The sequence below is a fragment of the Pseudomonas xanthosomatis genome (genome assembly GCF_019139835.1).
Lineage (GTDB): Bacteria > Pseudomonadota > Gammaproteobacteria > Pseudomonadales > Pseudomonadaceae > Aquipseudomonas > Aquipseudomonas fakonensis.
This window is the reverse complement of sequence record NZ_CP077075.1, coordinates 4,650,258-4,674,974: the sequence shown is the minus strand read 5'-3', so window position 1 is coordinate 4,674,974 and position 24,717 is coordinate 4,650,258. Positions and strand designations below refer to the sequence as shown.

The 24,717-nt window shown below is 63.7% G+C and carries 21 protein-coding genes and 1 pseudogene; 12 read left to right on the top strand and 10 right to left on the bottom strand.

Annotated features, from left to right (window positions below; all coding sequences use genetic code 11):
- Positions 1-8: 8 nt before the first annotated feature.
- The 3 genes from kdpC (at position 9) to KSS93_RS20600 (ending at position 4,106) form a co-directional block, all read left to right on the top strand.
- Positions 9-572, top strand: coding sequence for a potassium-transporting ATPase subunit KdpC (gene kdpC / locus KSS93_RS20610; RefSeq protein ID WP_217885752.1), 564 nt, complete (start codon positions 9-11; stop codon positions 570-572).
- Positions 573-759: 187 nt separating this feature from the next.
- Entirely contained in the window at positions 760-3,414 is a 2,655-nt protein-coding gene (locus KSS93_RS20605; RefSeq protein ID WP_217885751.1) for a DUF4118 domain-containing protein, read from the top strand.
- The gene (locus KSS93_RS20600) at positions 3,411-4,106 is read left to right on the top strand and encodes a response regulator (RefSeq protein WP_217885750.1); all 696 of its coding nucleotides are present in this window, start codon (positions 3,411-3,413) and stop codon (positions 4,104-4,106) included. The genes KSS93_RS20605 and KSS93_RS20600 overlap by 4 nt, the downstream gene beginning before the upstream one ends.
- 183 nt (positions 4,107-4,289) lie before the next feature.
- On the opposite strand, the gene lysA is transcribed toward KSS93_RS20600, so the two are convergent.
- Positions 4,290-5,519, bottom strand: coding sequence for a diaminopimelate decarboxylase (lysA, locus tag KSS93_RS20595; RefSeq protein WP_217885749.1), 1,230 nt, complete (start codon positions 5,517-5,519; stop codon positions 4,290-4,292).
- 278 nt (positions 5,520-5,797) lie between these two features.
- Here lysA and KSS93_RS20590 point away from each other — a divergent pair, with 278 nt between their 5' ends.
- From KSS93_RS20590 to KSS93_RS27000, 4 genes and pseudogenes are all read left to right on the top strand, one after another.
- Positions 5,798-6,715 (top strand): LysR family transcriptional regulator, encoded by a 918-nt coding sequence (locus tag KSS93_RS20590; protein WP_217885748.1) that lies wholly within the window; start codon positions 5,798-5,800, stop codon positions 6,713-6,715.
- Between the two features lie 261 nt (positions 6,716-6,976).
- Positions 6,977-8,758, top strand: coding sequence for a sensor domain-containing phosphodiesterase (locus KSS93_RS20585; RefSeq protein WP_217885747.1), 1,782 nt, complete (start codon positions 6,977-6,979; stop codon positions 8,756-8,758).
- A 40-nt stretch (positions 8,759-8,798) separates the two neighbouring features.
- Positions 8,799-9,560 (top strand): annotated as a pseudogene (locus tag KSS93_RS27005) (PAS domain-containing protein); the annotation flags it as partial.
- A 30-nt stretch (positions 9,561-9,590) separates the two neighbouring features.
- The gene (locus KSS93_RS27000) at positions 9,591-10,097 is read left to right on the top strand and encodes a methyl-accepting chemotaxis protein (protein ID WP_437182134.1); all 507 of its coding nucleotides are present in this window, start codon (positions 9,591-9,593) and stop codon (positions 10,095-10,097) included.
- Positions 10,098-10,472: 375 nt separating this feature from the next.
- On the opposite strand, the gene KSS93_RS20575 is transcribed toward KSS93_RS27000, so the two are convergent.
- Positions 10,473-10,832, bottom strand: coding sequence for a MerR family transcriptional regulator (locus KSS93_RS20575; protein WP_217885745.1), 360 nt, complete (start codon positions 10,830-10,832; stop codon positions 10,473-10,475).
- Positions 10,833-10,918: 86 nt separating this feature from the next.
- On the opposite strand from KSS93_RS20575, the gene KSS93_RS20570 reads away from it, so the two are divergent.
- The 3 genes from KSS93_RS20570 to KSS93_RS20560 all read left to right on the top strand — a co-directional run bounded on the left by KSS93_RS20570 (position 10,919) and on the right by KSS93_RS20560 (position 15,368).
- Positions 10,919-11,347, top strand: coding sequence for a hypothetical protein (locus KSS93_RS20570; RefSeq protein WP_217885744.1), 429 nt, complete (start codon positions 10,919-10,921; stop codon positions 11,345-11,347).
- A 167-nt stretch (positions 11,348-11,514) separates the two neighbouring features.
- Entirely contained in the window at positions 11,515-12,864 is a 1,350-nt protein-coding gene (locus KSS93_RS20565; protein ID WP_217885743.1) for a spinster family MFS transporter, read from the top strand.
- A 284-nt stretch (positions 12,865-13,148) separates the two neighbouring features.
- Positions 13,149-15,368: a TonB-dependent receptor gene (locus tag KSS93_RS20560; protein ID WP_217885742.1), complete on the top strand. Its 2,220-nt coding sequence runs from the start codon at positions 13,149-13,151 to the stop codon at positions 15,366-15,368.
- Between the two features lie 291 nt (positions 15,369-15,659).
- Here the strand turns inward: KSS93_RS20560 and KSS93_RS20555 are convergent, their stop codons facing one another.
- Together KSS93_RS20555 and KSS93_RS20550 are read right to left on the bottom strand one after the other, a co-directional pair.
- A complete protein-coding gene (locus tag KSS93_RS20555; protein ID WP_217885741.1) occupies positions 15,660-16,382 on the bottom strand; it encodes a pirin family protein in 723 nt (240 codons plus the stop codon).
- Between the two features lie 340 nt (positions 16,383-16,722).
- Entirely contained in the window at positions 16,723-17,526 is an 804-nt protein-coding gene (locus KSS93_RS20550; protein ID WP_225917227.1) for a helix-turn-helix domain-containing protein, read from the bottom strand.
- A 242-nt stretch (positions 17,527-17,768) separates the two neighbouring features.
- On the opposite strand from KSS93_RS20550, the gene KSS93_RS20545 reads away from it, so the two are divergent.
- The gene (locus KSS93_RS20545) at positions 17,769-18,068 is read left to right on the top strand and encodes a DUF2834 domain-containing protein (protein ID WP_217888779.1); all 300 of its coding nucleotides are present in this window, start codon (positions 17,769-17,771) and stop codon (positions 18,066-18,068) included.
- Positions 18,065-18,502 carry an MAPEG family protein gene (locus KSS93_RS20540; protein WP_217885739.1) on the top strand — a complete coding sequence of 146 codons (438 nt, stop codon included), beginning with the start codon at positions 18,065-18,067 and terminating at the stop codon, positions 18,500-18,502. Before KSS93_RS20545 ends, KSS93_RS20540 begins: the two co-directional genes overlap by 4 nt.
- A 579-nt stretch (positions 18,503-19,081) precedes the next feature.
- Here the strand turns inward: KSS93_RS20540 and KSS93_RS20535 are convergent.
- The 6 genes from KSS93_RS20535 to KSS93_RS20510 all read right to left on the bottom strand — a co-directional run bounded on the left by KSS93_RS20535 (position 19,082) and on the right by KSS93_RS20510 (position 24,716).
- A complete protein-coding gene (locus tag KSS93_RS20535) occupies positions 19,082-19,339 on the bottom strand; it encodes a hypothetical protein (RefSeq protein WP_217885738.1) in 258 nt (85 codons plus the stop codon).
- A gap of 262 nt (positions 19,340-19,601) precedes the next feature.
- Positions 19,602-19,871, bottom strand: a complete 270-nt coding sequence (locus tag KSS93_RS20530; protein WP_217839428.1) for a DUF3077 domain-containing protein — start codon at positions 19,869-19,871, stop codon at positions 19,602-19,604.
- 306 nt (positions 19,872-20,177) lie between these two features.
- Positions 20,178-20,426, bottom strand: a complete 249-nt coding sequence (locus tag KSS93_RS20525) for a hypothetical protein (protein WP_217885737.1) — start codon at positions 20,424-20,426, stop codon at positions 20,178-20,180.
- 478 nt (positions 20,427-20,904) lie between these two features.
- The gene (locus KSS93_RS20520; RefSeq protein ID WP_217885736.1) at positions 20,905-22,008 is read right to left on the bottom strand and encodes a PDDEXK family nuclease; all 1,104 of its coding nucleotides are present in this window, start codon (positions 22,006-22,008) and stop codon (positions 20,905-20,907) included.
- Between the two features lie 79 nt (positions 22,009-22,087).
- The gene (locus KSS93_RS20515; RefSeq protein WP_217885735.1) at positions 22,088-23,695 is read right to left on the bottom strand and encodes an ABC transporter ATP-binding protein; all 1,608 of its coding nucleotides are present in this window, start codon (positions 23,693-23,695) and stop codon (positions 22,088-22,090) included.
- Between the two features lies 1 nt (position 23,696).
- Positions 23,697-24,716, bottom strand: a complete 1,020-nt coding sequence (locus KSS93_RS20510) for an ABC transporter permease (protein WP_217885734.1) — start codon at positions 24,714-24,716, stop codon at positions 23,697-23,699.
- Between the last annotated feature and the right edge of the window lies 1 nt (position 24,717).

Genomic DNA, 24,717 nt, shown 5'->3' with positions numbered 1-24,717 from the left:
GAGACACCATGAGCACCTATGTACGCCCGGCCCTGGGCCTGGTCTTGCTGATGACCCTGGTCACCGGCGCGCTGTACCCCCTGGCGGTGACCGGCATCGCCCAGCTGGCCTTCCCTGAGCAGGCCAACGGCAGCCTGGTGCGCGACGAGCGCGGCCAGGTGCGTGGCTCGGCCTTGATCGCTCAGGAGTTCAAGGGCGATGGCTGGTTCCAGTCGCGGCCATCGGCCGGGGCCTACGCCACCGTGGCCAGCGGTGCGAGCAACCTGGCGCCGAGCAACCCGGCGCTGGCCGAGCGGGTCAAGGGTGATGCCGCAAGCCTGTACCAGGCGCAGCAGGGCCCGGTGCCCCAGGCCTTGCTGAGCACCTCTGGCAGCGGCCTGGACCCGCACCTGCCGCCAGAGGCCATCGCCTACCAGTTGCCCCGTGTGGCAGCCGCGCGGCAAGTGAGCGAGGCGCGCTTGCAAGACCTGGTGGATGAGGCCACGCTGCACCCACTGATCGGGCCGCCGGTGGTCAATGTGCTGGCGCTGAACCAGGCGCTGGAGCGGTTGGCGCCCCTGGCCGGGCACTGACCCAGCCCTGGTGGGAAGCGGCCTTGTGTCGCGATGGGCTGCAAAGCAGCCCCAGGATTTCGGCTACATGCAAGATTGCTGGGGCTGCTTTGCAGCCCATCGCGACACAAGGCCGCTTCCCACAGGGATCTACGCCATTTACTCCCACATCGAATACCCAGATGCCCGCACAACCCAAGGACCAAACATGAGCAACCCCACCCGCGCCGACGCCTTGTTGGCCGGCCTGCCGCGCGAAGGCCGTGGCCGGCTCAAGGTGTTCCTCGGCGCCGCCCCCGGGGTTGGCAAGACCTTCGCCATGCTCCAGGCCGCCCACGCCCAGCAACGCCAAGGCGTGCAACTGCTTGCCGGGGTAGTCGAGACCCATGGCCGCAGCGAAACCGAAGCGCTGCTCGGCGGCCTGCCCCAGCAACCGCTGCTGCGCAGCGAATACCGCGGCGTGCAGCTCGAAGAAATGGACCTCGACGGCCTGCTCAAGGCTGCCCCACCCCTGGTGCTGGTGGACGAACTGGCCCACAGCAACGCCCCCGGCAGCCGCCACGCCAAGCGCTGGCAGGACGTGCAGGAGCTGCTGGCCGCCGGCATCGACGTGTACACCACGGTCAACGTCCAGCATCTGGAAAGCCTCAACGACAAGGTGCGCGACATCACCGGCGTGCAGGTACGCGAAACCTTGCCCGACTGGGTGCTGCAGGAAGCCTTCGAGCTGGTACTGATCGACCTGCCGCCGCGCGAGCTGCTGGAGCGATTGCGCGAGGGCAAGGTGTACGTGCCCGAGCAGGCCCGCGCGGCCATCGATGCGTTTTTCTCGCAGACCAACCTCAACGCCCTGCGCGAGCTGGCCATGCACACCGCCGCCGCCCAGGTGGACGCCGACCTTGCCAGCGGCTACCGCCAGCGCGGCCAGGAAGCCCCGGCCCTGCGTGGCCGGTTGCTGGTGGGCATCGACGGCGACGAGCAGGCCGAGCGCCTGGTGCGCCACGCCAGCCGCGTGGCCCAGCGCCGCCACCTGCCGTGGAGCGTGGTGCACGTGGACAACGGCCGGCTGCGCGACGAAACCGCCCGCCATCGCTTGCAAGCGGCCCAGCAACTGGCCGAGCGCTTGGGCGGCGAAGTGGTGTTGTTGCGCGCCGGTGAAGTGGCGCGCACCTTGATTCAGCATGCCGCCGAGCGCCGCGCCAGCCTGGTGCTGGTGGGGCAGTCCCGCGACCTGCTGCGCCGGCGCCTGTTCGGCGCGGGGGTGGCTGCACGGCTGCTGCGTGAAAGCCATGGCCTGGAAGTCAACGTGCTCGACCGTGATGCCGAGGCGCCTGCTGCGCGGGCAGCCGTCAAGCGCGTGTGGGTGTGGCGCCACTACCTGCTGGCGCTGTTCGCCACGGTGCTGGCGGCGGGCTTGGCATGGGCGGTCTCCAGCGTGCTGGCGCTGCCCAATATCTCGCTGGTGTTCCTTGCCGCCGTGCTGCTGGTGGCGGTGCGCAGCAGCCTGGGGCCGGCGCTGGCCTGTGCGGCGCTGTCGTTTCTGGCCTACGACTTTTTGTTCATTCCGCCGAACTTCTCGCTGAGCATCCAGCGTGAAGAAGACGTGCTGACCTTGGTGTTCTTCCTGCTGATGGCCGCGCTCACCGGCAACCTGGCCGCCCGCCAGCGCCGCCAGTTGCAGGCCCTGCGCGAAACCCAGGCGCAGACCAATCAGTTGCTCGACCTGTCGCGCCGGCTGACCGTGGCCACCGACCGCCAGGCGGTGTTCAGCGCTGCCGGCCAGCATCTGGATGGCTGGCAGGGCGTGCAGGTGTGCTTGCTCGAGCGCAATGGCGACGGCCTGTTGCAGGTGGCCGGCGGCCACTCGCCAGCCTTCACCGACAACGAGCGCGCCGCCGCCGAGTGGGCCTGGCAGCATGGCCAGGCCGCAGGCTTTGGCAGCGACACCTTGCCCCACGGGCGCTGGTGGTGGTGGCCGCTGGCGGTGGACGAGCAGCCCCTGGCCCTGCTAGGTGTGCGCCCGCGTGACGGCGAAGCACTCAGCGCCCAGCGCCGGCGCCTGCTGATGGCCTTGGCACAACCGCTGGCCCAGGCCCTGGCCCGGGCGCGCCTGGGCGAGCAACTGGAGGCTGCGCGCCTGCATGGTGAAACCGAGCAGTTGCGCAGTGCTTTGCTGGCCTCGGTGTCCCATGACCTGCGCACGCCGCTGACCGCCATGCGTGGCAGCATCGACAGCCTGCTGGCGCTGGGCGAGGCGATCCCCGCCGACGACCGCCGCGAACTGCTCGAAGGCACCCGCAACGAAGCCGAGCGCCTGGACCGCTACATCCAGAACCTGCTGGACATGACCCGCCTCGGCCACGGCGGGCTTAAGCTGGCCCGCGACTGGGTGGCCCCGGCCGATATCGTCGGCAGCGCGGTGCACCGCTTGCGGGCGGTGCTGCAGCCGTTGCAGGTCAGCACCCAGGTGCCTGCCGAGTTGCCGCTGTTGTACGTGCACGCCGCGCTGATCGAACAGGCGCTGGTCAATGTGCTGGAAAACGCCGCGCGCTTTTCGCCCGCCCAGGGGCGTTTGGAACTGCGTGTGTCGGTGCAGGGCGAGCAACTGCACCTGGCCGTCAGCGACCAGGGCCCCGGCATTCCGCTGGCCGAGCGCGAGAAGATCTTCGACATGTTCTACACCGCCGCCCGGGGTGACCGGGGCGGCCAGGGCACCGGCCTGGGCCTGGCGATCTGCCAGGGCATGATCGGCGCCCATGGCGGGCGCATCCTGGTGGATGAGGGCATCGATGGCCAGGGCACCTGCATCACTCTATGCTTGCCGCTGCCCACCCAACCCGCCCCCGAAAGTGAAGCCCCATGAGCCAAGCCGCCACCCTGCTGGTGATCGACGACGAGCCGCAGATCCGCAAGTTCCTGCGCATCAGCCTGGTGTCCCAGGGCTACAAGGTGCTGGAGGCCGCCACCGGCGGCGAGGGCTTGGCCCTGGCGGCGCTGGGCAAGCCGGATTTGGTGGTGCTCGACCTCGGCCTGCCAGACATGGACGGCCAGCAGGTGCTGCGCGAGCTGCGCGAGTGGAGCGCGGTGCCGGTGCTGGTGCTGTCGGTGCGGGCCAGCGAGGTGCAAAAGGTCGATGCGCTGGATGGCGGCGCCAACGACTACGTGACCAAGCCGTTCGGCATTCAGGAGTTTCTGGCCCGGGTGCGGGCGTTGCTGCGCCAGGTGCCGCAGGTGGGCAATGTGCAGGCGGCGGCGAGCTTCGGGCCGCTGGTGGTGGACTTTGCCTTTCGCAAGGTGACCCTGGAGGGCGCCGAGGTGGCGCTTACGCGCAAGGAGTATGCGTTACTGGCGCAACTGGCCGGGCACCCCGGGCGAGTGATTACCCAGCAGCAGTTGCTCAAGGATATCTGGGGGCCGACCCATGTGGACGATACGCACTACTTGCGCATCGTGGTGGGGCATCTGCGCCAGAAGCTGGGCGATGACCCCACCGCGCCCAGGTTCATCATCACCGAGGCAGGGGTGGGGTACCGGTTGGTGGCGCCGCAGGGCTGATGCTCAAGGGTTGTAGGAGCAACTGTCTTGCTCAATACCTAAAAGCTGGCGCGATCCCTGTGGGAGCGGGCTTGCCGGAGTGCCGGACCACCGCGAACACCGGCGCAGCCGGTGCCAGCCATCGCGTCGCCTGCTTCGCGGGCAAGCCCGCTCCCACACGGGCGCAGCAAGATCATTTATGGGTCAGATATCCAGCTCCAGCGCCAGCAGTTCCTGCACGGTCTGACGGCGGCGGATCATGCGCAGGTTGCCTTGCTCGATGAGGAACTCCGGCAGCAGCGGGCGGCTGTTGTAGTTCGACGACATCGACGCGCCATAGGCGCCGGCATCGTGAATCACCAGCAGGTCACCGACCTTGGCCGGGGGCAGGTTTTGCGGGGTCAGCTCCTGGTCGTTCTGGGTGAACACATCGCCCGACTCGCACAGCGGCCCGGCCACCACGGTCGGCTGCAGCGCACCGGCCAGCGGCTGGCCGTTGGCGTCGTACAGGCTCATGCGGTGGTAGGCGCCGTACATGGCCGGGCGCATCAGGTCGTTGAAGCCGGCATCCACCAGGATGTAGTTGCGCTCGCCCATCTGCTTGACCGCACGCACCTCGGCCACCAGGTAACCGCTCTCGGCCACAAGGTAACGCCCCGGTTCGATCTCCATGCGCACGGGGTGGCCGAGCAGGCTCTCCACCTCCGCGCGTGCCACTGCCCAGGTGCGGGCGTAGCGGGCCAGGTCAACCGGCTGGTCGCCGTCGCGATAAGGCGTGGACAGCCCGCCACCGATGGAGAAGGCCTCGATGTCGGTACCCAGCTGGCGGATCAGCCCGACCATGGCGCTGGCCACGGCCTCCAGGTGCTGGTAATCCACCCCCGAGCCAATGTGCATGTGCACGCCCACCAGGTGCAGCCCGTACTGGCGGATGCACGCCAGCGCCTCGTCCAGTTGCTCGTGCCAGATGCCGTGCTTGCTGTTTTCGCCGCCGGTGTTGGTCTTGCGGCTGTGGCCGTGGCCGAACCCTGGGTTGATGCGCAACCACACGCGGTGGCCGGGGGAGTGTTCGCCCAGCTGGCGCAGCATGTCGATGGAGCCGGCGTTGACCTCGATGCCGGTCTCGACCACCCGCGCCAGGGTCGGCTGGTCCAGCACGTCGCAGGTCAGCACCACGCCTGCGTGCTCGCCGCCTACCTGGGCACCGGCGGCGAAGGCCCGTTCCATTTCACCCAGCGACACCGCATCCAGCACCAGCCCGCGTTCGCGGATCAGGCGCAGCACGTGCAGGTTGGGGTTGGCCTTTTGCGCAAAGCGCACGGTGTCGAAGTGCTGCAGCAACTGGTCGATGCGCTGGTTGATGGTGTGCGCGTCGTAGGCCCACAGGGGCGAGCCGTGTTGGCGAATGGAGGTGGCAAGCAGGGGAAAGGTCATGGGGCGGTCCTGTGAGTGGATGCGCCGATGGTGCCGGAATTGGTTGATTCAGAAAAATAGCTATTTTTATTTTGGCGATTCATATTTGATATGTGTCCGTGGGAAGCGGCCTTGTGTCGCGATCGGGCTGCGCAGCAGCCCCGGCGATTTTGCATGATGCAGAGCCCTTGGGGCCGCTACGCGCCCCAATCGCGACACAAGGCCGCTTCCCGCAGAGATCGCTCACGGGTAAGCCCTTTTCATTTGCCCATGCCATAAACCTTTGCCGGCCAAAGCCCATGAACCTCACCCTGCGCCACCTCGAAATCTTTCGCGCCATCATGGCCGCCGGCAGCGTCACCGGCGCTGCACGCCTGCTGTTCACCTCGCAACCCACCGTCAGTCGCGAGCTGGCGCGCATGGAGCAGGTCACCGGGCTGAACCTGTTCGAGCGCGAAGGCGGGCGCCTGGTGCCCACCGCCCAGGCCTTGCTGCTGATCGACGAGGTGGAGCGCGCCTTCATCGGCCTTGAACGCATCGACCGCTTCGCCCAGGCCATCCGCAACTTCGAGCAGGGCCGGCTGGCCATCACCTGCCTGCCGCTGTTCTCGCAAACCCTGCTGCCTAAAGCCTGCCAGCGCTTTCACCAGCAGCACCGTGGGATCAGCGTGAGCATTACCGCGCAAGAGTCGCCGCTGCTGGAAGAGTCGCTGGTGGCCCAGCAGCACGACCTGGGCCTGACCGAGGTGGAGCAGATTCCCCGCGGCGCGGTGGGCGAGCTGCTGTTCAGCGCCGACATGGTTTGCGTGCTGCCCCAGGGCCACCCGTTGCAAGCCAAGCCGGTGCTGGCCCTGGCCGACTTTCACGAGGTCGACTTCATCAACCTGGCCAGCCTCGACACATACCGCCAGCAGCTCGATCAGCAGTTTCGCGCCGCCGGGGTAAACCGCCGCACGGTGATCGAGACCACCAGTGCGGCCTCGGTGTGCGCCATGGTGCGCCAGGGCCTGGGGGTGGCGATCATCAACCCGCTGAGCGGGCTGGAGGCGGGGCAGGGTGGTTTGCTGATGCGCCGTTTGAGCGTGTCGGTGCCCTATCGGGTGATGCTGATTCGCCCCGAGCACCGGCCGGCGTCGGCGGTGGTGGGGCCGTTCTGCGCAGCGTTGCGCGAGCAGGCACAGGCAATGGAGGCGGCACTGGCGCAGGGTAACCTTTGACTGCGCACAAATTTGTACAACTTTTGCGCTGGGTGTGGTTGTCGTGAAAAAGCTTATGGCCCGGTTTTAAAGGGTTTTTTCAGGGGCTGAATCGCTGCCATGCAAAAAATACTTGTACATAGGCTTATATGTGTACAGGTATTTGCGCTATCTTTCACTTCGCTGGCGTCAGCGCTGAACCGTTTGTCTGCGCGTCGGTCTCACTAGTATCAAAGTGCTATATCTTCGTGCTGAACACCTAAGAGGGGCCGGCGAATCATCATGCAAAACGCTCCGATGCCCATCAATGAAAAAGAACGCCTGGCCAATGTCGTCGAGTGGTGCGTGGCCGGGCAGGATCAGAACCCCGAACTCAATGCCCTGGTGCGCCTGGCCGCAGCCTACTTCGCAGCGCCCATCTGCCTGGTGTCCATCGTCAGCGAATGCCAGCAGTGGTTCATGGCGCGCACCGGCCTGCAGAGCAGCGCCACCGTCCGCGACGTTTCGTTTTGCGCCCATACCATTCTGCAGGCCCACCCCCTCGAAGTACTGGATGCACAGCAGGACCCACGCTTTGCCGACAACCCGCTGGTGACCGGCGCACCTGGCATTCGCTACTACTGCGGTGCGCCGCTGCTGGTCGAGCAGCGTATCGCCATCGGCAGCCTGTGCATCATCGACAGCGTGCCGCGCCCGCCGATGACTGACGAGCAGCGGGCCATGCTGCTGGCCTTTGCCGACATGGTCATGAAGATCCTGGCCGGCATTCGGCGCAGCAATTTCCTCGACCAGCCGACCGGCCTGTTCAACCGCCTCAAGCTCGAGTGCGACGTGCAGGCACATTTTGATCGGGGCCAGGCCCTGACCCTGCTGGCCATCGATATTCTCCCAGCCGCTGCGTTGAACGGCATCACCCAGGCGCTGGGCTACAACTTCGCCCATGACCTGACCCTGCAGGTCAAGGCGCGCATCGTGGCGCAGCTGCCTGCGCACATGCCGCTTTACAAGATCAGCCCTACACGCTTTGCGGTCATCGTCGATGACCCCGAGCAAGTCCGTCCGCTTTGCGCCGCCACTATCGAAGCCTTGCAGGCGCCGGTGCAGTGCCACGACATTCCGTTGTTGCTGGATGCGGGTATCGGTATTGCCCCGCTTTGCGCCGCCAGCGACGAATGCGCGGGCCTGGAGTGGTTGCGCCGGGTGGTCAGTGCGGCTGACACGGCGCGGCTCAGCCCGGGCCGCTGCGCGCTGTTCCAGCCCGAAGTCGACGCGGCCCAGCGCCGCGCCTTTACCGTGCTGGCGTCGCTGGCCGAGGCGTTGCGCCGTGATGACCAGCTCAGCCTTTACCTGCAGCCGCGCCTGCATCTGCCCGACGGTCAGTGCCGTTCGGCGGAGGCGTTGCTGCGCTGGCACCACCCGCAGTTGGGCGAGGTTTCCCCGGCGGAGTTCATTGCCCTGGCTGAAAAGACCGCGCTGATGACCGCCATCAGCCTGTGGGTGATGCACGAAGTGCTGCGCCTGTTGCAGCAAACCCGCGCCCAGGGCCTGTGCATCAGCATGAATGTCACCGCCCGTGACCTGGAAAGCCCGCTGTTCATGGACACTTTGCTCGCGCAATTGCAGCAGCGCCATATCGAGCCATCACGGCTGCAGCTGGAGTTCACCGAAAGCGCGCTGATCGAGCAGCTTGAGGAGGTGCAGCAACAGTTGTTGCGCGCCAGGCAGGCGGGTATCGAGGTCGCCATCGACGACTTTGGCACCGGTTACAGCAACTGGGCTTATCTGAGCCGCATCCCGGCCAGCCTGGTCAAGATCGACCGTTCGTTGGTGCACAAGGGCTGTGTCGACGCCAGGGACGGCCAGCTGGTGCGCTCGTTGGTGGAGCTGGCCACCCGGCTGGGTTATCGGGTGGCCGCCGAAGGCATCGAGACGGCTGCGCAGCTGGAGCAGGTGGCCGCTTGGGGCTGTGCCGAGGTCCAGGGCTTCTACCTGGGCCGGCCGATGCCGGTGGCCACCTTCGAGCACTGGTACGACGCCACTCGCCCACAGGGCTGGGTGGCTTGACCCTGGCATTCGCTATGTATCTCCCTCACACAGGTGTGACATGTTCAACCGGCAATTGAAATCAAAGCTCGCCGCAAGCGAGGCAGAGCTTGTCGTTTTGCGTCAACGTCTGGCACAGCAGGAGCAAGCCGGGTTTTTTTTGCGCCTGGACGCCACGCTGCGGGTGATCGAGGGCAACGACGCCGCTGCCGCCGGGCTGGGTATCGGCCCCTCGGCCTGGGCTGGCAAGACGCTTGCGCAGTGGCTGGCGCAGCCACGCCTGGGCGTGCTGGCCCAGGCGCTTGGCAGGGGCGAGGTGCAACAGGGTGACTACCCGATGCGCCACGCCGATGGCCGTGAAGCCTGGCTGCGCCTGGTGTGGTACCCGCAGCTCGATGAGCAGGGGCGGTTGTGGCAGGTGACCGTGTGTGGGCGCGACGTCACCCAGGAGGTGACCCTGATGCATGACAACCAGTCGCTGCTCGGTGCCTTGCTGCGCTCCACGGCGGTGATCCAGTTTGGCCTGGATGGCACGGTGCTGGACGCCAACCCGATCTTCTTGAGCGCCATGGGTTATCGCCTCGAGCAGGTCAAGGGCAAGCATCACCAGCTGTTCTGCAGCGCCGAATACATCGCCAGCCCTGCCTATGGCGAACTGTGGCGGGCCCTCAACGCCGGGCAGTATGTCACCGGGCGCTTCATGCGCCTGGACAGCCACGGCCGCGAGGTCTGGCTGGAGGCCAGTTACAACCCGGTCAGCGACGCCGAGGGCCGGATAAGCCGGGTGGTGAAGTTCGCCTCGCTGGTGACGGACCAGGTGCAGCGTGAGGCAGCGGTGAAACAGGCCGCGCAGATGGCCATGGAGGTTTCGCAGGGCACCGACAGCGGCGCCACCGAGGGCGTGGCGGTGGTGCGCCAGGTGGAGCAGACCATGCAGGCAGTGACGGCGCAGCTGCAGTCGGCGAGCGCTACCATCGATGCCTTGGGCAAACAGTCGCTGGAAATCAGCTCGATCGTGCAGACCATCGGCGGCATCGCCGCGCAGACCAACCTGCTGGCGCTCAACGCGGCCATTGAGGCGGCCCGTGCCGGCGAGCAGGGCCGCGGCTTTGCGGTGGTCGCCGACGAAGTACGGCAATTGGCGGCGCGCACCAGCCGCGCCACCGAGGAAATCGTGACGGTGGTGGCGCACAACCAGAGCCTCGCCAGCCAGGCGGTGAGCGAGATCGACAGCAGTCGCGGGCAGGCGGCCCAGGGGCTGCAGTTGGCCAGCCAGGCCGGGGCTACCATCGAAAGCCTGCAGGCCGGTGCGCGGCGCGTGGTCGAGGCGGTGGGCAGGGTCAGCCAGGACCTGGGTTAGGGGAAAACCCGCTCCTACAAGATTGCGCGAGGCCAGAATCAAGCGCTGTACCAGTAGGAGATCACCCAGCCCTGCGGGGCTGCGCTGTCGCGCAGAGAACTGGTCTCGCAGATGCTCCACGGTCTCTGTGGGAAGCGGCCTTGCCGGGGCGCCGTCCGGTCGAGATGGGGCGCGAAGCGGCCCCAAGGTCTCGGCTTCATGCAAAATTGCCCGGGCTGCTGCGCAGCCCATCGCGACACAAGGCCGCTTCCCACAGGGACCGTGTTAAATCAATGAGTTGCAGTTTGTTCATTGAGAGCCGGCTTGCCGGCGATGAGGCCGGTTCAGGCAGCACAAGACAGTTCCCACAGGCCGCGCGCCGGTTTCGGCTTTTGCTCAACCCATTTCCGGGCGCAGCGGGCAGGCCAGTGTCAGCCGGTGCAGCAGGGCTGCGCGCAGTTGCTGCAGGCCTTCGAGGCGTTGTTCGATCAGCGCCAGCTTGTCACGCAGCAACGCCTCCACGGCTTGGTCCGGCGCCGCGGCTTGCCACAGTTGTGCCACGTTGCTGCCGATCTCGCTCAGGCTGAAGCCCAACTGCTGCGCGGTGCGAATGAAGGTCACCAGTTGCACGGTATCGGCCGGGTAGTCGCGGTAGCCATTGGCCGAGCGCTGCGCGCGGATCAGCCCGCGCTCTTCATAGAACCTCAAGGTGTCGCGGCTTACACCGCAGGCCTGGGCCAGTTCACCGATACGCACGCTCTTTCCTTGTCAGGGGGCTTGACCCTGGAGCTTACCCCAGGCTTTAGCCTGGCGCTCTCACTGACTGCAAAGGAGCAATACCCATGTGGAGCAAGGCCCGATACCGCACGCTGGTGCGTGCCAGTGGTGTCTACGACCTGGTGGTGACCGTGGGCTTCGCCACGCCGTGGAGCTTCATGCTGTTGCATGCCTGGCTGGGCACCTTGCACGACAGCCTGGGGTTTGGCGGGCATCTGCCGGCGTTCGACGCACTGCAGATGATGATGGCCAACCTGATGGGGTCGATCGTGTGCGTGTGGGCCTGGCTGCGCATCCGCCACCCGCAACAGCGCTTTGGGCGCTATGACGCGGCGGGGCGGATGTTGTTCGCGGCATGGCAGTGGTATGCGCTGGCCCATGGCGCCTCGCCGTTGCTGTGGGGGGTGTTGCTGTTTGAGGTGCTGTGGGGGATTGCGCAGTGGTTGCCGGTCAGGTCCGTGGTAGGCGTTGATTCGCCGTTGGCGGAGGGTTGACGGGTGGCACCGGCTGCGCCGGCTCCTACACGTGGGGCGCTGGGCATTGGCGGGGCGGGCATTGCCCGGTATCAGCACGGTCAATATTGGCAGACGTAGCAGCATTCCCCCTCTAGATTCGGGTGGCGCACTGGAAGCCCCGAACAACAATAACGAGGGACCCGACCATGTCCACCGCCACCCAAGCGTCGAATGCCTGGCGCATCCTGTTTTTGCTGTTTCTGGCCAACCTGTTCAACTTCTTCGACCGCACCATTCCCGCCATCATCATCGAGCCGATCCGCCTGGAGTGGCACCTGAGCGACTTTCAGATCGGCCTGATCGGCACTGCCTTCACCCTGGTATATGCCATCGCCGGCCTGCCGCTGGCACGCATGGCCGACACCGGCTCGCGCAGCAAACTGATGGGCTGGGGGCTGATGGCCTGGAGCGGGCTGACCGCGGTGAACGGCATGGTCGGCAGCTTCTGGAGCTTCTTGCTGGTGCGCATGGGAGTGGGTATTGGCGAGGCCAGCTATGCGCCGGCGGCCAACTCGCTGATCGGCGACCTGTTCCCCGCCGGGCGGCGGGCGCGGGCGATGGGTATCTTCATGCTCGGCCTGCCGCTCGGGTTGCTGCTGGCGTTCTTCACCATCGGCGCCATGGTGCAGGCCTTTGGCAGCTGGCGTGCGCCGTTCTTCATCGCTGCGGTGCCGGGGGTGCTGCTGGCGCTGTTCATCTTCACCATTCGCGAACCTGTTCGCGGTGCGGCAGAGGCGGTGGCCATCGCCCAGGGGCCGATCGACCGGCCGCTGCGCCGGGTGCTGAGCGTGCCTACCTTCGCCTGGCTGGTGCTGGCGGGGCTGACCTTCAACTTTGCCTCGTATGCCTGCAACTCGTTCATGGTGCCGATGCTGCAGCGCTACTTTGCGCTGCCCCTGCACGATGCGGCGGTGGCCACCGGGGTGATCGTCGGCTTGTCTGGCTTGGTGGGGCTTACCTTGGGTGGCTGGATGGCGGACAAGGTGCACCAGCGCTTTGCCAACGGCCGCTTGATGTTCGCCGTGCTGAGCATGGCGGTGGCTACCCTGGCCACCGCCTGGGCGCTGCACGCCGGGCGCATCGAGCTGGGGCTGTTCGTGGCGGTGTTCGGGCTGGGCTGGCTGTTCTCGTACAACTTCTACACCTGCGTGTACACCGCCATTCAGGACGTGGTGCCGCCGCAACTGCGGGCCACGGCCATGGCGCTGTACTTTGCCGGGTTGTACCTGCTGGGCGGCGGGTTGGGGCCGGTGGTGGTGGGCGGGCTGTCCGACCACTTTGCCGTGGCGGCCATGCAGGCGGCGGGGGAGGTGGCTATGGGCGAGGCGTTCAAGGCCCAGGGGCTGCATGATGCGATGTACCTGATACCGGTGGCGCTGCTGCTGACCCTGGTGTTTTTGCTGGCGGCTTCGCGGTGCTTCAGCCGCGATGCGCGGCGCATGCGCGAGGGGATGGTCGAGCAGGCTGAGGCAGCTGGGCGGGTTGCCGAGGCCTGATTTGTTTGGCGCCTGACAGGGCCCTATCGCCGGCAAGCCGGCTCCTACAAGGGAATGCACGCTTCTGTAGGCGCCGGCTTGCCGGCGATAGGGCCGTAACATGCAGCACATCCCTACAAGACCTGTACCCCGCATTCCCCTAGGTTCCTGACCCCCGCGAAGGCTCAAACACGCCGTTTATCCCAAAGGTGGCATAACGCCGTATGGCGGGTTGATGTTTGGAGTTGCGAAGCATTACCATTCACGCCTTCGCTCTGAATCAATTTATAAGTCAGGATTTCACGATGGCGTCCCGCTTCCCGTCGCGCCCAGCCCTGCTGGCGCTTTGCTGTTCTGTAACGCTGATGGCGCAAGCCGCCGAACCGATCCAGCTGGACGCCACCGACGTCAACGCCGACGCCGTCAAACCGACCCCCAACGCGCTGCCTGACGAATTCGCCGGTGGCCAGGTGGCCCGTGGCGGGCAAATGGGGGTGCTGGGCAACCAGGACTACATGGACACGCCGTTCACCATGACCAGCTACACCTCCAAGGTGATCGAGGACCAGCAGGCCGAGGACATCGGCGACGTGCTGGCCAACGACCCGTCGGTGCGTGAGTCGTTCGGCTTTGGCAACCAGTCCAAGGTCTTCGTTATTCGTGGCCTGCCACTGGCCGGGGACGACATCTCGTTCAACGGCCTGTACGGCATTCTGCCGCGGCAGATCATGTCCACCGACGGGGTGGAGCGCGTTGAAGTGTTCAAGGGCCCGAACGCCTTCCTGAATGGCGTCAGCCCCACCGGCACGGGCCTTGGCGGCAACGTCAACCTGCAGCCCAAGCGCGCCGGCGACGAACCGACCCGCCGCTACACCCAGGACATCAGCAGCGACGGGCGCATTGGCGAGCACCTGGACATTGGCCAGCGCTTTGGTGAAGACAACCGCTTTGGTGCGCGGCTGAACCTCAGTCAGCGTGAGGGCGAGACGGCTGTCGACGACCAGGACCAGCGCACCAAGCTGTTCATTGCCGGGCTGGATTACCGGGGTGACGGCTTCCGTGTGTCCACCGATTTCGGCTATCAGAAGCAGCGCATCAACCACCTGCGCAATTCGGTGCGCCCGGGTGAAGCCACTACTGCTAACCCTGGCAATGCCACCACCCAGGTGCCGACTGCGCCAGATGCAAGCCACAACTACGGCCAGAGCTGGAGCTACAGTGAGACGGAAGACACCTTCGGCATGATCCGTGGTGAGTGGGACCTGAATGAGAGTTGGACCGCCTACCTAGCCGGCGGTGCCCGTCACACTCGCGAGCAAGGCACCTATGGCACACCGACACTGGTGGGTAACACCGGGCGTGCCACCATCGCCGGTTCCGACATCGTCCATGGCGAAGACAGCTCCAGTTTTAGCGCTGGCCTGAATGGCCGCTTGCAAACTGGTCCTTTCAGCCACCAGATCGCTGTGGGCGCCACCACCATGTGGACGCAATCTGAAAACGCCTACAAGTTTTATCGCGCTGCGCCAGGTGACTTCAGCATTTACGACAAGGTGAAACTGCCCGCACCAACCAATGCCTATATGACTGGGGGTGACATGGGCGATCCGGGTGTGACATCCAAGACCCGTAACCGCAGCATTGCCATCTCTGACACGCTTGGCATGTTCGATGACCGCCTGTTGTTGACCTATGGTCTACGTCGCCAGCAACTTCGTATGGAAAACTACAAATATGATGGCTCGACCTTCGAAGGCGTCGCCAACCCGGCTAACGATGGTAGCCGCAAGGACCAGCCTTATGACAAGGGCGTGACCACGCCGGTCTACGGCATCGTGTTCAAGGCCACCGACAGCATCTCGCTGTACGCCAACCGCATCGAGGGCCTGGCCCAGGGGCCGAGCGCACCAGCCGGTACCGTGAACGCCGGCACCCTGTTCCCGCCGGGGCGTACCAAGCAGCTTGAAGCCGGTATCAAGTTCGACAAGCAGACCTACGGCGCCAACCTGGCGGTGTTTCGTATCGAGAAACCCTCTGACGGCTACCGCCTGGGCAATGTCTACATCCGCGATGGCGAGCAGGTGAACAAGGGCATCGAGCTGAGCGTGTTCGGCGAGCCGATCGAAGGCCTGCGCCTGATGGCCGGCGGTACCCGCATGAGCTCCGAGCAGAAGAAAACCGCCAACGGTACCAACGATGGCAACGACGCCATCGGCGTGCCGACCTTCCAGCTCAACGCCAGCGTGGATTGGGATGTCCCCGGCGTGCCGGGCCTGGCGCTCAACGGCCGCATGCTGCGCACCGGTGGGCAGTATGTCGATGCGGCGAACAAACTCAGCCTGCCCACCTGGAACCGCTTCGACGTCGGCGCCCGCTACAAGCTGAAGGTTTCGGACAAGGACCTGACCCTGCGGGTGAACGTGGAGAACCTCACCGACAAGAACTACTGGGCCTCGGCCAACGGCGGCTACATGACCCAGGGTGATCCGCGCCTGGTGAAGTTCTCGGGCACCATCGATTTCTGATCGGTCCGCCCCCTGTAGGAGCCGGCTTGCCGGCGATCACCGGCGCAGCCGGTGCCAGCCACCGCGTCGCCTGCTTCGCGGGTAAACCCGCTCCCACAGGATCGCGTGATGCCCGAACCCGGCGCGGTACCTGTAGGAGCGGGTTTGCCGGCGATCACCGGCGTAGCCGGTGCCATCCACGACGTTGCCTGCTTCGCGGGTAAACCCGCTCCCACAAGGTATGCGACGCGCTGCTGATCCAACGGCAAAAGCCAATGCCCCAGGCCATCACCGGCCCGGGGCATTTGCACTTCAAGGCATGCGCGGCAGCTCGTTGGGCCGCAGGTCGAACACCAGCACTTCGGCATCCCGGCCATTAGCCAGCTCCAGCAACTGCTCCTGCCTTACCCGCACCCCGTCACCTTCCTGCAACCGCCGGCCGTTCAGCTCGACACTGCCGCGGGCCACGTGCACATAAGCGTGACGGTTTCTGGCCAGTTTCAGGGTGGCGTGCTCTTCACCGTCGAACAGGCCGGCATACACTCGCGCATCCTGACGCACCTGCAGCGAACCCTGGTCGCCGTCCGGCGAGATGATCAGGCGCAGCTTGCCGCGCTTCTCATCGGCGCTGAAGTGCTGCTGCTGGTAGCGCGGCGTCGCACCCTTGACCGCAGGCACAATCCAGATTTGCAGGAAGTGCACCGGTTGCGCCTGGCTGTGGTTGAACTCGCTGTGGGCCACGCCACTGCCGGCGCTCATCAGTTGCACGTCACCGGGGCGGATCACCGAGCCGGTACCCAGGGTGTCCTTGTGTTCCAGCGCGCCTTCGAGCACGTAGGAGAAAATCTCCATGTCGCGGTGCGGGTGCTGGCCGAAGCCGTTGCCTGCGGATACACGGTCATCGTTGATCACCAGCAGGTCGGAAAACCCCTGTTGCTCGGGGTCGTAGTAGCCGGCGAACGAGAAGGTGTGGGCCGATTTCAACCAGCCATGGTTGGCCAGGCCGCGTTGGTCTGCGTTGCGAACGGTAAGCATGGTTCATCTCCTATGAGGTCAGGCTTGAGTGCCTTGTATGGAGTGAACTTTACTGTCCTTTATGGGTGCTAAAAACCGGCTGAAAGGAGAATGACTGTCTTGCCTTGGTAGACAATAGCGCGCCCCCTGTAGGAGCCGGCTTGCCGGCGATCACTGGCGCAGCCAGTGCCAACCACCGCGCCGCCTGCTTCGCGGGCAAGCCCGCTCCCACAGGACCCGTGTGAAGCCAGATGTAGCGCCGCATCTGTAGGAGCGGCTTTAGCCGCGAACACCGGCGCAGACGGTGCCATGCACTGAGTCACTTGCATCCCGGCAGCGGCGTCGAGCCGGCCGGCGGGGTTCACAGCGACTGTTCATAGGCGGCCCGCATGGCGTGCCAGGTGTATTCATCGGCCGGGATCAGGTGCTCGATGCGCAGCGACGCCACGCTGATGTCCATCGGCATGCCGAAGGTGGTGAAGGTGGACAGAAAGCGCAACTCACCCTCGCCAACCCGCACGCGGGTCAGCACCACCGGGGACAACGGGGCCTCCAGTGCCCGTGCAGGCGGAGCAGGCAAACCTTGCAGGCGTTCGGCCAGTTCAGGGTTGCCCAAGGCTTCCCGGGCTGCCCGTTGCCAGGCGATGGCACGTATTTCATCGGCATTGATCAGGTGATCCCCCAGCCCACCCGGGCGCAGCAGTGTGTCCAGCAGGTTCAGGCCGGTCTCGTTGCCCGGCGCCACGCCGGCCATGGCGAACAACAGCCCGGCGCTGGCATTGGCGGCAGTGATGTCCCAGTTGCTGGCGATGACGATGGCCGGCGCCGGGTTGTTGGCCTGCAGAATGTGTTGCACCGCATCGTTAACCATCTGCAACGCCGGCGCGTCGGGAGCTGCGGCGCCGTAGCGCGGGGCAAAGCCTGCGGCGAGGAACACCGCGTTGCATTGCTCCAGCGGCACGTCCAGGGCACTGAGCAGCGCGTGCAAGGTGCTGGGGCTGGTCTTGGCGCGGCCGGTTTCCACGCAGCTGAGGTGGCGTTGCGAGATGCCGGCGAGCAGCGCCAGGTCCAGCTGGCTGAGCCCGGCCTGGCGGCGCAGGCGGCGCAGGTGGTCGCCTGCCTTGGTGGCGGGAGGGTGCGTGGGGTGAAAGGGGAGAGGGCTCATGCTTCGACTCTGGCTGTCCTTGGGTGAAGCGTCCATGACCTGCGAGGTCATTGAGGCGAGGGAGACTCTATCACTAGTGTGTGGGGAGGTTGAGCAAGGAGACGAACATGAAGGATGCAGAAAAGAGCAGTGGCTTTGGGGGAGCGGGCTTGCCCCGCGATGCCAGCGGCACGTTGGATGGCACCGGCTTTGCCGGTTCGCGGGGCAAGCCCGCTCCCACGCCATACCCGGTTGGGCGTTGGGTGGCGCTGTTGGTGTTGCTTGGGTTCGCGCTGTACACCGTCTGGACCATGCTCAATGCGCAGCAGTCGTTGATTGCCTTTGGGCTGGAGCTGATGAGTCGCCCGGACACGGTGCAGGTAGTGACCGACCTGTACCTGATGGCAGGGCTGGGGTGCATCTGGATGTTCAACGACCACCGTGCGCGGGGCGGTCGCTGGTTTGGCGTGCTGCCTTACCTGCTGCTGACGGCGGTGTTCGTTTCGGTCGGGCCGCTCTTGTACATCGTGGCCAGGGGCTTCTCACGGCGGTATGCAGCATGAGCAGCGCCATAGCTGTATACACCTGCTGCGTGGTGGTGCTGTTCTTCAAGATGCTGGCGATCTCTTGCTACCAGGGTTACTACCGCCTGCGCTATCTGGCGTTTATCAACGCAGAGGACGCTGCAGTGTTCGGGCGCGTGGCGCAGCCGGCTGAGCGGCCTGAGGTGGATCGGGCGATGCAGGCCTGGCGCAACGATCTGGAGAGCATCCCGATGTTCATCGCGTTGGGTGGTTTGGCGGTGTCGCTCGAAGGGTACGCTGCCGTCACCGTCTGGTTGTGCCTTGTTTTCACCCTGGCGAGGGTGCTGCACACGGTGAGTTATCTGGCCGGCAAGCAACCTTGGCGAACGCTGAGTTATGCGGTGGGTACGCTGTGCCTGATCGTGTTGGCTGCGCTGGTCATCAGCCGGGTGGTGGTTGGGTTGCCAGCATAGGGGCGTGGTGGTGGCTTTGTAGGAGCATCTTTCTTGTGCTGCCTGAACCGGCCTCATCGCCGGCAAGCCGGCTCATACAGGTACAGTGCAGGTCTGAATTTAATGCGTCCCCTGTAGGAGATCACCCAGCCCTCGGGGCTGCGCGGTCGCGCAGAGAACTAGTCTCGCAGATGCACCGCGCCCTGTGGGAAGCGGCCTTGCCGGGGCGCCGTCCGGTCGAGATGGGCTGCGCAGCAGCCCCGACAGTCTTGCATGAGGCAAAGACCTTGGGGCCGCTTCGCGCCCCATCTCGACCGGACGGCGCCCCGGCAAGGCCGCTTCCCACAGGAACCGTGTTAAATCAATAGCTTTTAGTTTGTTCTATGAGAGCGGCTTTAGCCGCGAACACCGGCGCAGCCGGTGCCAGCCAAGCGTCGCTTCAGACCGTCAGAACTGCTGGGCAACCCAGCATTCATCCCTCAGGTGCAGGTGCTTACCACCCAGCCGCCAGATATCGAAGTACGGGGTAAAGTCCACATTCAAGTCCATGATCGGCATCGCGATGTATCAGGCCAGTCCTTAGTCCGCTGCCAGCCCATATCAGGCTTCTAGCAAGGCATGGTCGGCACTGGTGTGGAAGCCGATGGCATCACGGGCCGCGTCACCCAGCGCCGCATTCGCCCAACTGCCAGGAATATCGAAGTCGGTAATGGCATCCAGGTCTGCTTTGGGCTTGGAGACCACCCGCGCATTGCGGGTCAAAGCCATCAGTTCTTCATCGCCCGTGCGCTCGAAAAACGCCGCTTGCACCTGCAGCGTGCGCTCGGGCTTGCGCAGCCAGCTCGTCCAATGCGGCACGGCTGACTTTGTCGCGCTTGTGCTTAGGCCATGCAGTCTTCAATCCGGATCGGCCTGAGGCTGCCGGGTTTGAGCTGGGGAATTCACCTTTTTCCAGTAACTGCTCCATGTACTCGAGTGAGACATTGAGCAAATCCGCTGCTTCCCGGATGGTCAGTTCTGTTTGGCTCACGACTATTCTCATTGGTGCTGGCGAGTCACGGCCTCTTGGTGGCAGTGGAGCAGGGCTGCCCAGATTCAGCGAACCCGGGCAGCCCCAACCTCAGTGCTTCATCCCCAACTCGGCATCATCCATCAACGCCTTGGCCAACGCGCTGAGGTAATGCGCCGCCCAAACCAGCTGCGCATTGCCATCCAGCACCCCGACCAGGGTCATGTCGCGAACGCACCCCATCAATTCCGAGGCCTGCTCGCGCGCGTGCTGGCAAGGAATGCCCGGCTCGATGCAGAACAGCGGTTCGGTATGCCCTGCGCTTTGATAGAAACGGGTTTTGCCGACGGTGGTTTTTGGCGTGGTGTCGTCTGTGGTCATTGTTCAATCTCCCTGAAATATTCAGCGCCTGTCGCGTGTGAGTTGAATTCGCGGCAGCGCCACTGCCCCTTGCGGGGGCAACTGTCTTGTGCTGCCTGAACCGGCCTCATCGCCGGCAAGCCGGCTCCTACAGGTACAGCGCTTGATTCTGGCCTCGCGCAATCCTGTGGGAGCGGGCTTGCCCGCGAATTAGGCAACGCGGTGGTCCGGCATCCCGGCAAGCCCGTTCCCACAGGGTTATGCGCATCTGTGTAGGAGCCGGCTTGCCGGCGATAGGGCCAGCCCAGGCAGCCATTACCTGGCGGCCTAGTGCAGCACCTGAGGCCTGACCTGTGGCGGCATCTGTACCTGAATCAACGCCGATTCAAGCAAAACCCGCAGCGCCTCCAGTTCATGCATCGCCGCCATGATCAGCAGCGAGACCGGCGACCTGGGCTGCAGCAAGGCAGCCTGCTGCGCCACGGTCTGTGCGCACAGGGCGTATTCCGTAGCCTGGATGAGGGTGTCTTCGAGGGAGTGGGGGTTGTGGGGTGGGTCTGGAACGATCTTTAACATAGCAATTTCCCTTTGGCGGTGCCGCCACCTGCCTGCTGTCAAACAGTAGGGTGGCAGCTGTACGTGGGTTGACAGACCGGCGGAAATTGCAAGCTCCGGCGCACGCAAGCGTGCCCGCACGTACAGCTGCCATAAGGGCTTGCTGCATGCAATTTACCGTAGCGGCCTGTCAAAGCCGATCGCTGGTTTCAGCGACTTGGCGAGACTAGGACGATGTGGCAGCAGCCGCAACGGAAAATCGGCGGTGGGAGGATATTTGGGAAATGGACTACAAGGAATGCGTTAAGTCTGATTTAGCATGTCGAAGAGGAGTGTGGTGGACGAGTTGGGTACATATGACAGATAAGCGCCTGAAATGGGTGGCTGACAAAGTTATCTTGGATATTTTTTCGTAGGATTCTGATGCGTCACTTGGTAGCCTGTTGCTTCAAAATATGAATTGCTACCAAGCGAAAGGCATCAATGTTTGAAGGTTTTATTAAGGGTTTTCATATACTTGGCTGCGAATCCAGTTGTCAACTTTGATTAGTCCTTCATAAAGTTGTCCGGTTTCAAGTTCGTCGTTGGTGTAGTTTGGGAATTCCTCGGGGGATAGGAATGGCGTCCCAAGTATTGGAAAGTTATACGGATATTCCCTGATAAAGCCGATGTAGGGTATTTGGTGTGTTTTTGTAATGTGGTTATATCGTTTGATGACTAGGTTTGCAGACTTTATGGTCATGTAAAATAAGCAGCGGAGAACATTTTTTCGGTACTCGATGTACAGGCCTCTTTGGCTGTACTCTAGGTGTTGGTCATCTACCCAGTATGTTATGATTCCATTAGGGTCGATATTGTTTTCGTACTGATTGCAAGTAGAGATAAGGTCTTTTATTACGGTGTTAAGGTTTTCAGTTGCTCGTAAAAAACCTGCATCTAAAGACTGCCAGTATGGATCGATGCTTAGGTTTTCTGATCTGAGTAGGTGTGATTGTAATGTGTTAATGTAATGGCCGGAAAAGCGCACGCTAAAATTGCTGAACGGCAAGTAGTTGCAGTGATATCCAAGGCTTTGTAAATCTATAGACTTTGACCAGATCTTGAAGTATTCATCTTCTCTGGCACTCGAGTTTACGAAGAAAGAATAGTACTTTTTTAGTATTTCAGGGTGCTTTTCGATATGCTCAACTATGTCGGACCAGCCCATAACGGTGACACTGAACTTCCCAGACTCTGCGTGGCGTGCGGAAATTTTTCGTGCGTGAGATTCAATTTTAGAATCTTTTGGGGCGGTGGTCGCGAGTACAAAATGATGAATAGGTGGCGTAAAGTTTTCTGCTTTTAAGATTTCGTTGTCTAGTTCATCTGTGGTTACAATGCTTTGTGCGGCTGTGTAATTGTCTTTGCCTTTGCATTGGACTCCCCATCGCATGTTGCTAGGATCAACGCCATATACATCAACTCCGTGCTGAGGTTGACCAGACCGTCCGTTTCTTTGTGTGTTTAGGTCGCCTAGTAATTTAGACCATAAATCTTTGCAAAGTCGCTCGAAGTCCTGCCAGTCAGTGGGAGGGGGGATCTGATGTAGAGAAATCCTTTCCAATTTTATACTCGCTGTGTAAGTTGGGTTTTTATTGATGTCTAAGTTTCGAGTAGATTCGGCTTCAGGTTTCTAGTGGGGCTCAGTGATGATCTGTCTCGAGAAACGCCGCCTCCAACAACTGCTTCGTATACCCATGCTGCGGCTCACGGAAGATCGCTTGCGCATCTCCCTGCTCAACCACCTGCCCATGCTTGATCACCATCAACTGGTGACTCAACGCCTTCACCACCGCCAAATCATGGCTTATGAACAAGTAGGTCAGGTTGTACTTGACCTGCAAATTGCGCAAAAGCTCCACCACCTGCCGCTGCACCGTCCGGTCCAGCGCCGAGGTGGGCTCATCCAGCAAAATTAACGCCGGCTTCAACACCAAGGCCCGAGCAATCGCAATCCGCTGCCTTTGCCCGCCAGAAAACTCATGGGGATACCGATGCCGCGTACGCGGGTCCAGCCCTACTTCTTCCAGCGCCGCAATAATCGCCGCTTCTTGCTCGGCCGGCGTGCCGATGCTGTGAATCCGCAAGCCTTCGCCAACGATATCGGCCACACACATGCGTGGGCTGAGGCTACCGAAGGGGTCCTGGAACACCACCTGCATTTCCCGCCGCAGCGGCCGCACCTGCTTCTGGTTCAAGCCTTCCAGCGCCTGCCCATGGAAGCGAATGCCGCCCTGGCTTGAGATCAAACGCAAGATGCCCAGCCCGAGGGTGGACTTGCCCGAGCCACTCTCACCCACGATGCCCAGCGTCTGCCCCTGGGGCAGGCTGAAGTTAACGCCGTCCACGGCCTTCACGTGGTCCACGGTGCGGCGCAGCAGGCCCTTCTTGATCGGGAACCACACCTTCAAATCCTGCACTTGCAGCAGCGGCGCGCCTTCGGCGTTGGCGGCGGGGGCGCCGCTGGGCTCGGCGTTGATCAGCATCTGCGTGTAGGGGTGCTGCGGCTTGCTGAACAGCGTGGCGCAGTCGGCCTGTTCGACGATCTTGCCGCACTGCATCACGCAAACGCGGTGGGCGATGCGGCGCACCAGGTTGAGGTCGTGGCTGATCAGCAGCAGGGCCATCCCCAAGCGCGCCTGCAGCGATTTGAGCAGGTCGAGAATCTTCAACTGTACGGTCACATCGAGCGCGGTGGTGGGCTCGTCGGCAATCAGCAGCTCGGGTTCGTTGGCCAGGGCCATGGCGATCATCACCCGCTGGCGCTGGCCGCCGGACAGCTCGTGGGGCAGGGCCTTGAGGCGTTTGTGCGGCTCGGGGATGCCGACCAGCTCCAGCAGCTCCAGGGTGCGGGCGGTGGCGGCCTTGCCGGTCAGGCCCTTGTGCAGCAAAAGGATTTCGTTGATCTGCTTCTCGATGCTGTGCAACGGGTTCAGCGAGGTCATCGGCTCCTGGAAGATCATCGCAATGCGGTTGCCGCGGATGCGCTGCATGGGCTTTTCGCCCAGGTGCAGCAGGTCCTTGCCACCGTACTGGATGGTGCCGCTGGGGTGGCGGGCCAGGGGGTAGGGCAGCAGGCGCAGGATGGAGTGGGCGGTGACCGACTTGCCCGAGCCGCTCTCGCCCACCAGGGCCAGGGTTTCGCCCTTGCGGATGTCGAAGCTGATGCCGTCGACCACGCGGTTGACCTGCTCGCCGGTAACGAACTCCACGGCCAGGTCGCGCACTTCGATCAGGGTGTCTTGGCTCATGTCATTTCCTCGGGTCGAAGGCATCGCGGGCGGACTCGCCGATAAACACCAGCAGGCTCAGCATCACCGCCAGCACGGCGAAGGCGCTGATGCCAAGCCAAGGGGCTTGCAGGTTTGACTTGCCCTGGGCCACCAGCTCACCCAGCGACGGGGAGCCGGCGGGCAGGCCGAAGCCGAGAAAATCCAGCGCGGTGAGGGTGCCGATGGCGCCGGTGAGAATGAACGGCATGAAGGTCATGGTCGAGATCATGGCGTTGGGCAGGATGTGCCGGAACATGATCGGGCCGTTGCGCATGCCCAGCGCGCGGGCTGCGCGCACGTACTCGAGGTTGCGCCCGCGCAGGAACTCGGCGCGCACCACGTCCACCAGGCTCATCCACGAGAACAGCAGCATGATGCCCAGCAACCACCAGAAGTTGGGCTGCACGAAGCTTGCGAGGATGATCAACAGGTACAGCACCGGCAGGCCGGACCAGATCTCCAGAAAACGCTGGCCGGCAAGGTCTACCCAGCCGCCATAAAAGCCCTGCAGGGCGCCGGCGATGACGCCGATGATGGAGCTGGCGATGGTCAGCGTCAGGGCAAACAATACCGACACCCGGAAGCCATAGATCACCCGGGCCAGCACGTCGCGGCCCTGGTCGTCGGTGCCCAGCAGGTTGTCCAGCGAGGGCGGCGCAGGGGCGGGCACCTTGAGGTCGTAGTTGATGCTCTGGTAGCTGAACGGGATCGGCGCCCACAGCACGAAGGCGTCTTTTTTCGCCAGCAGCTCGCGGATGTACGGGCTCTTGTAGTTGGCCTCCAGCGGGAACTCGCCGCCGAAGGTGGTTTCGGGGTAGCGCTTGAAGGCGGGCATGTACCACTGCCCGTCGTAACGCACGGCGATGGGTTTGTCGTTGGCGATCAGTTCGGCGCCCAGGCTCAGTACAAACAGCACCAGAAACAGCCACAGCGACCACCAGCCACGGCGGTTGGCCTTGAAGCGCTCGAAGCGCCGGCGGTTGAGGGGGGAGAGGGCCATG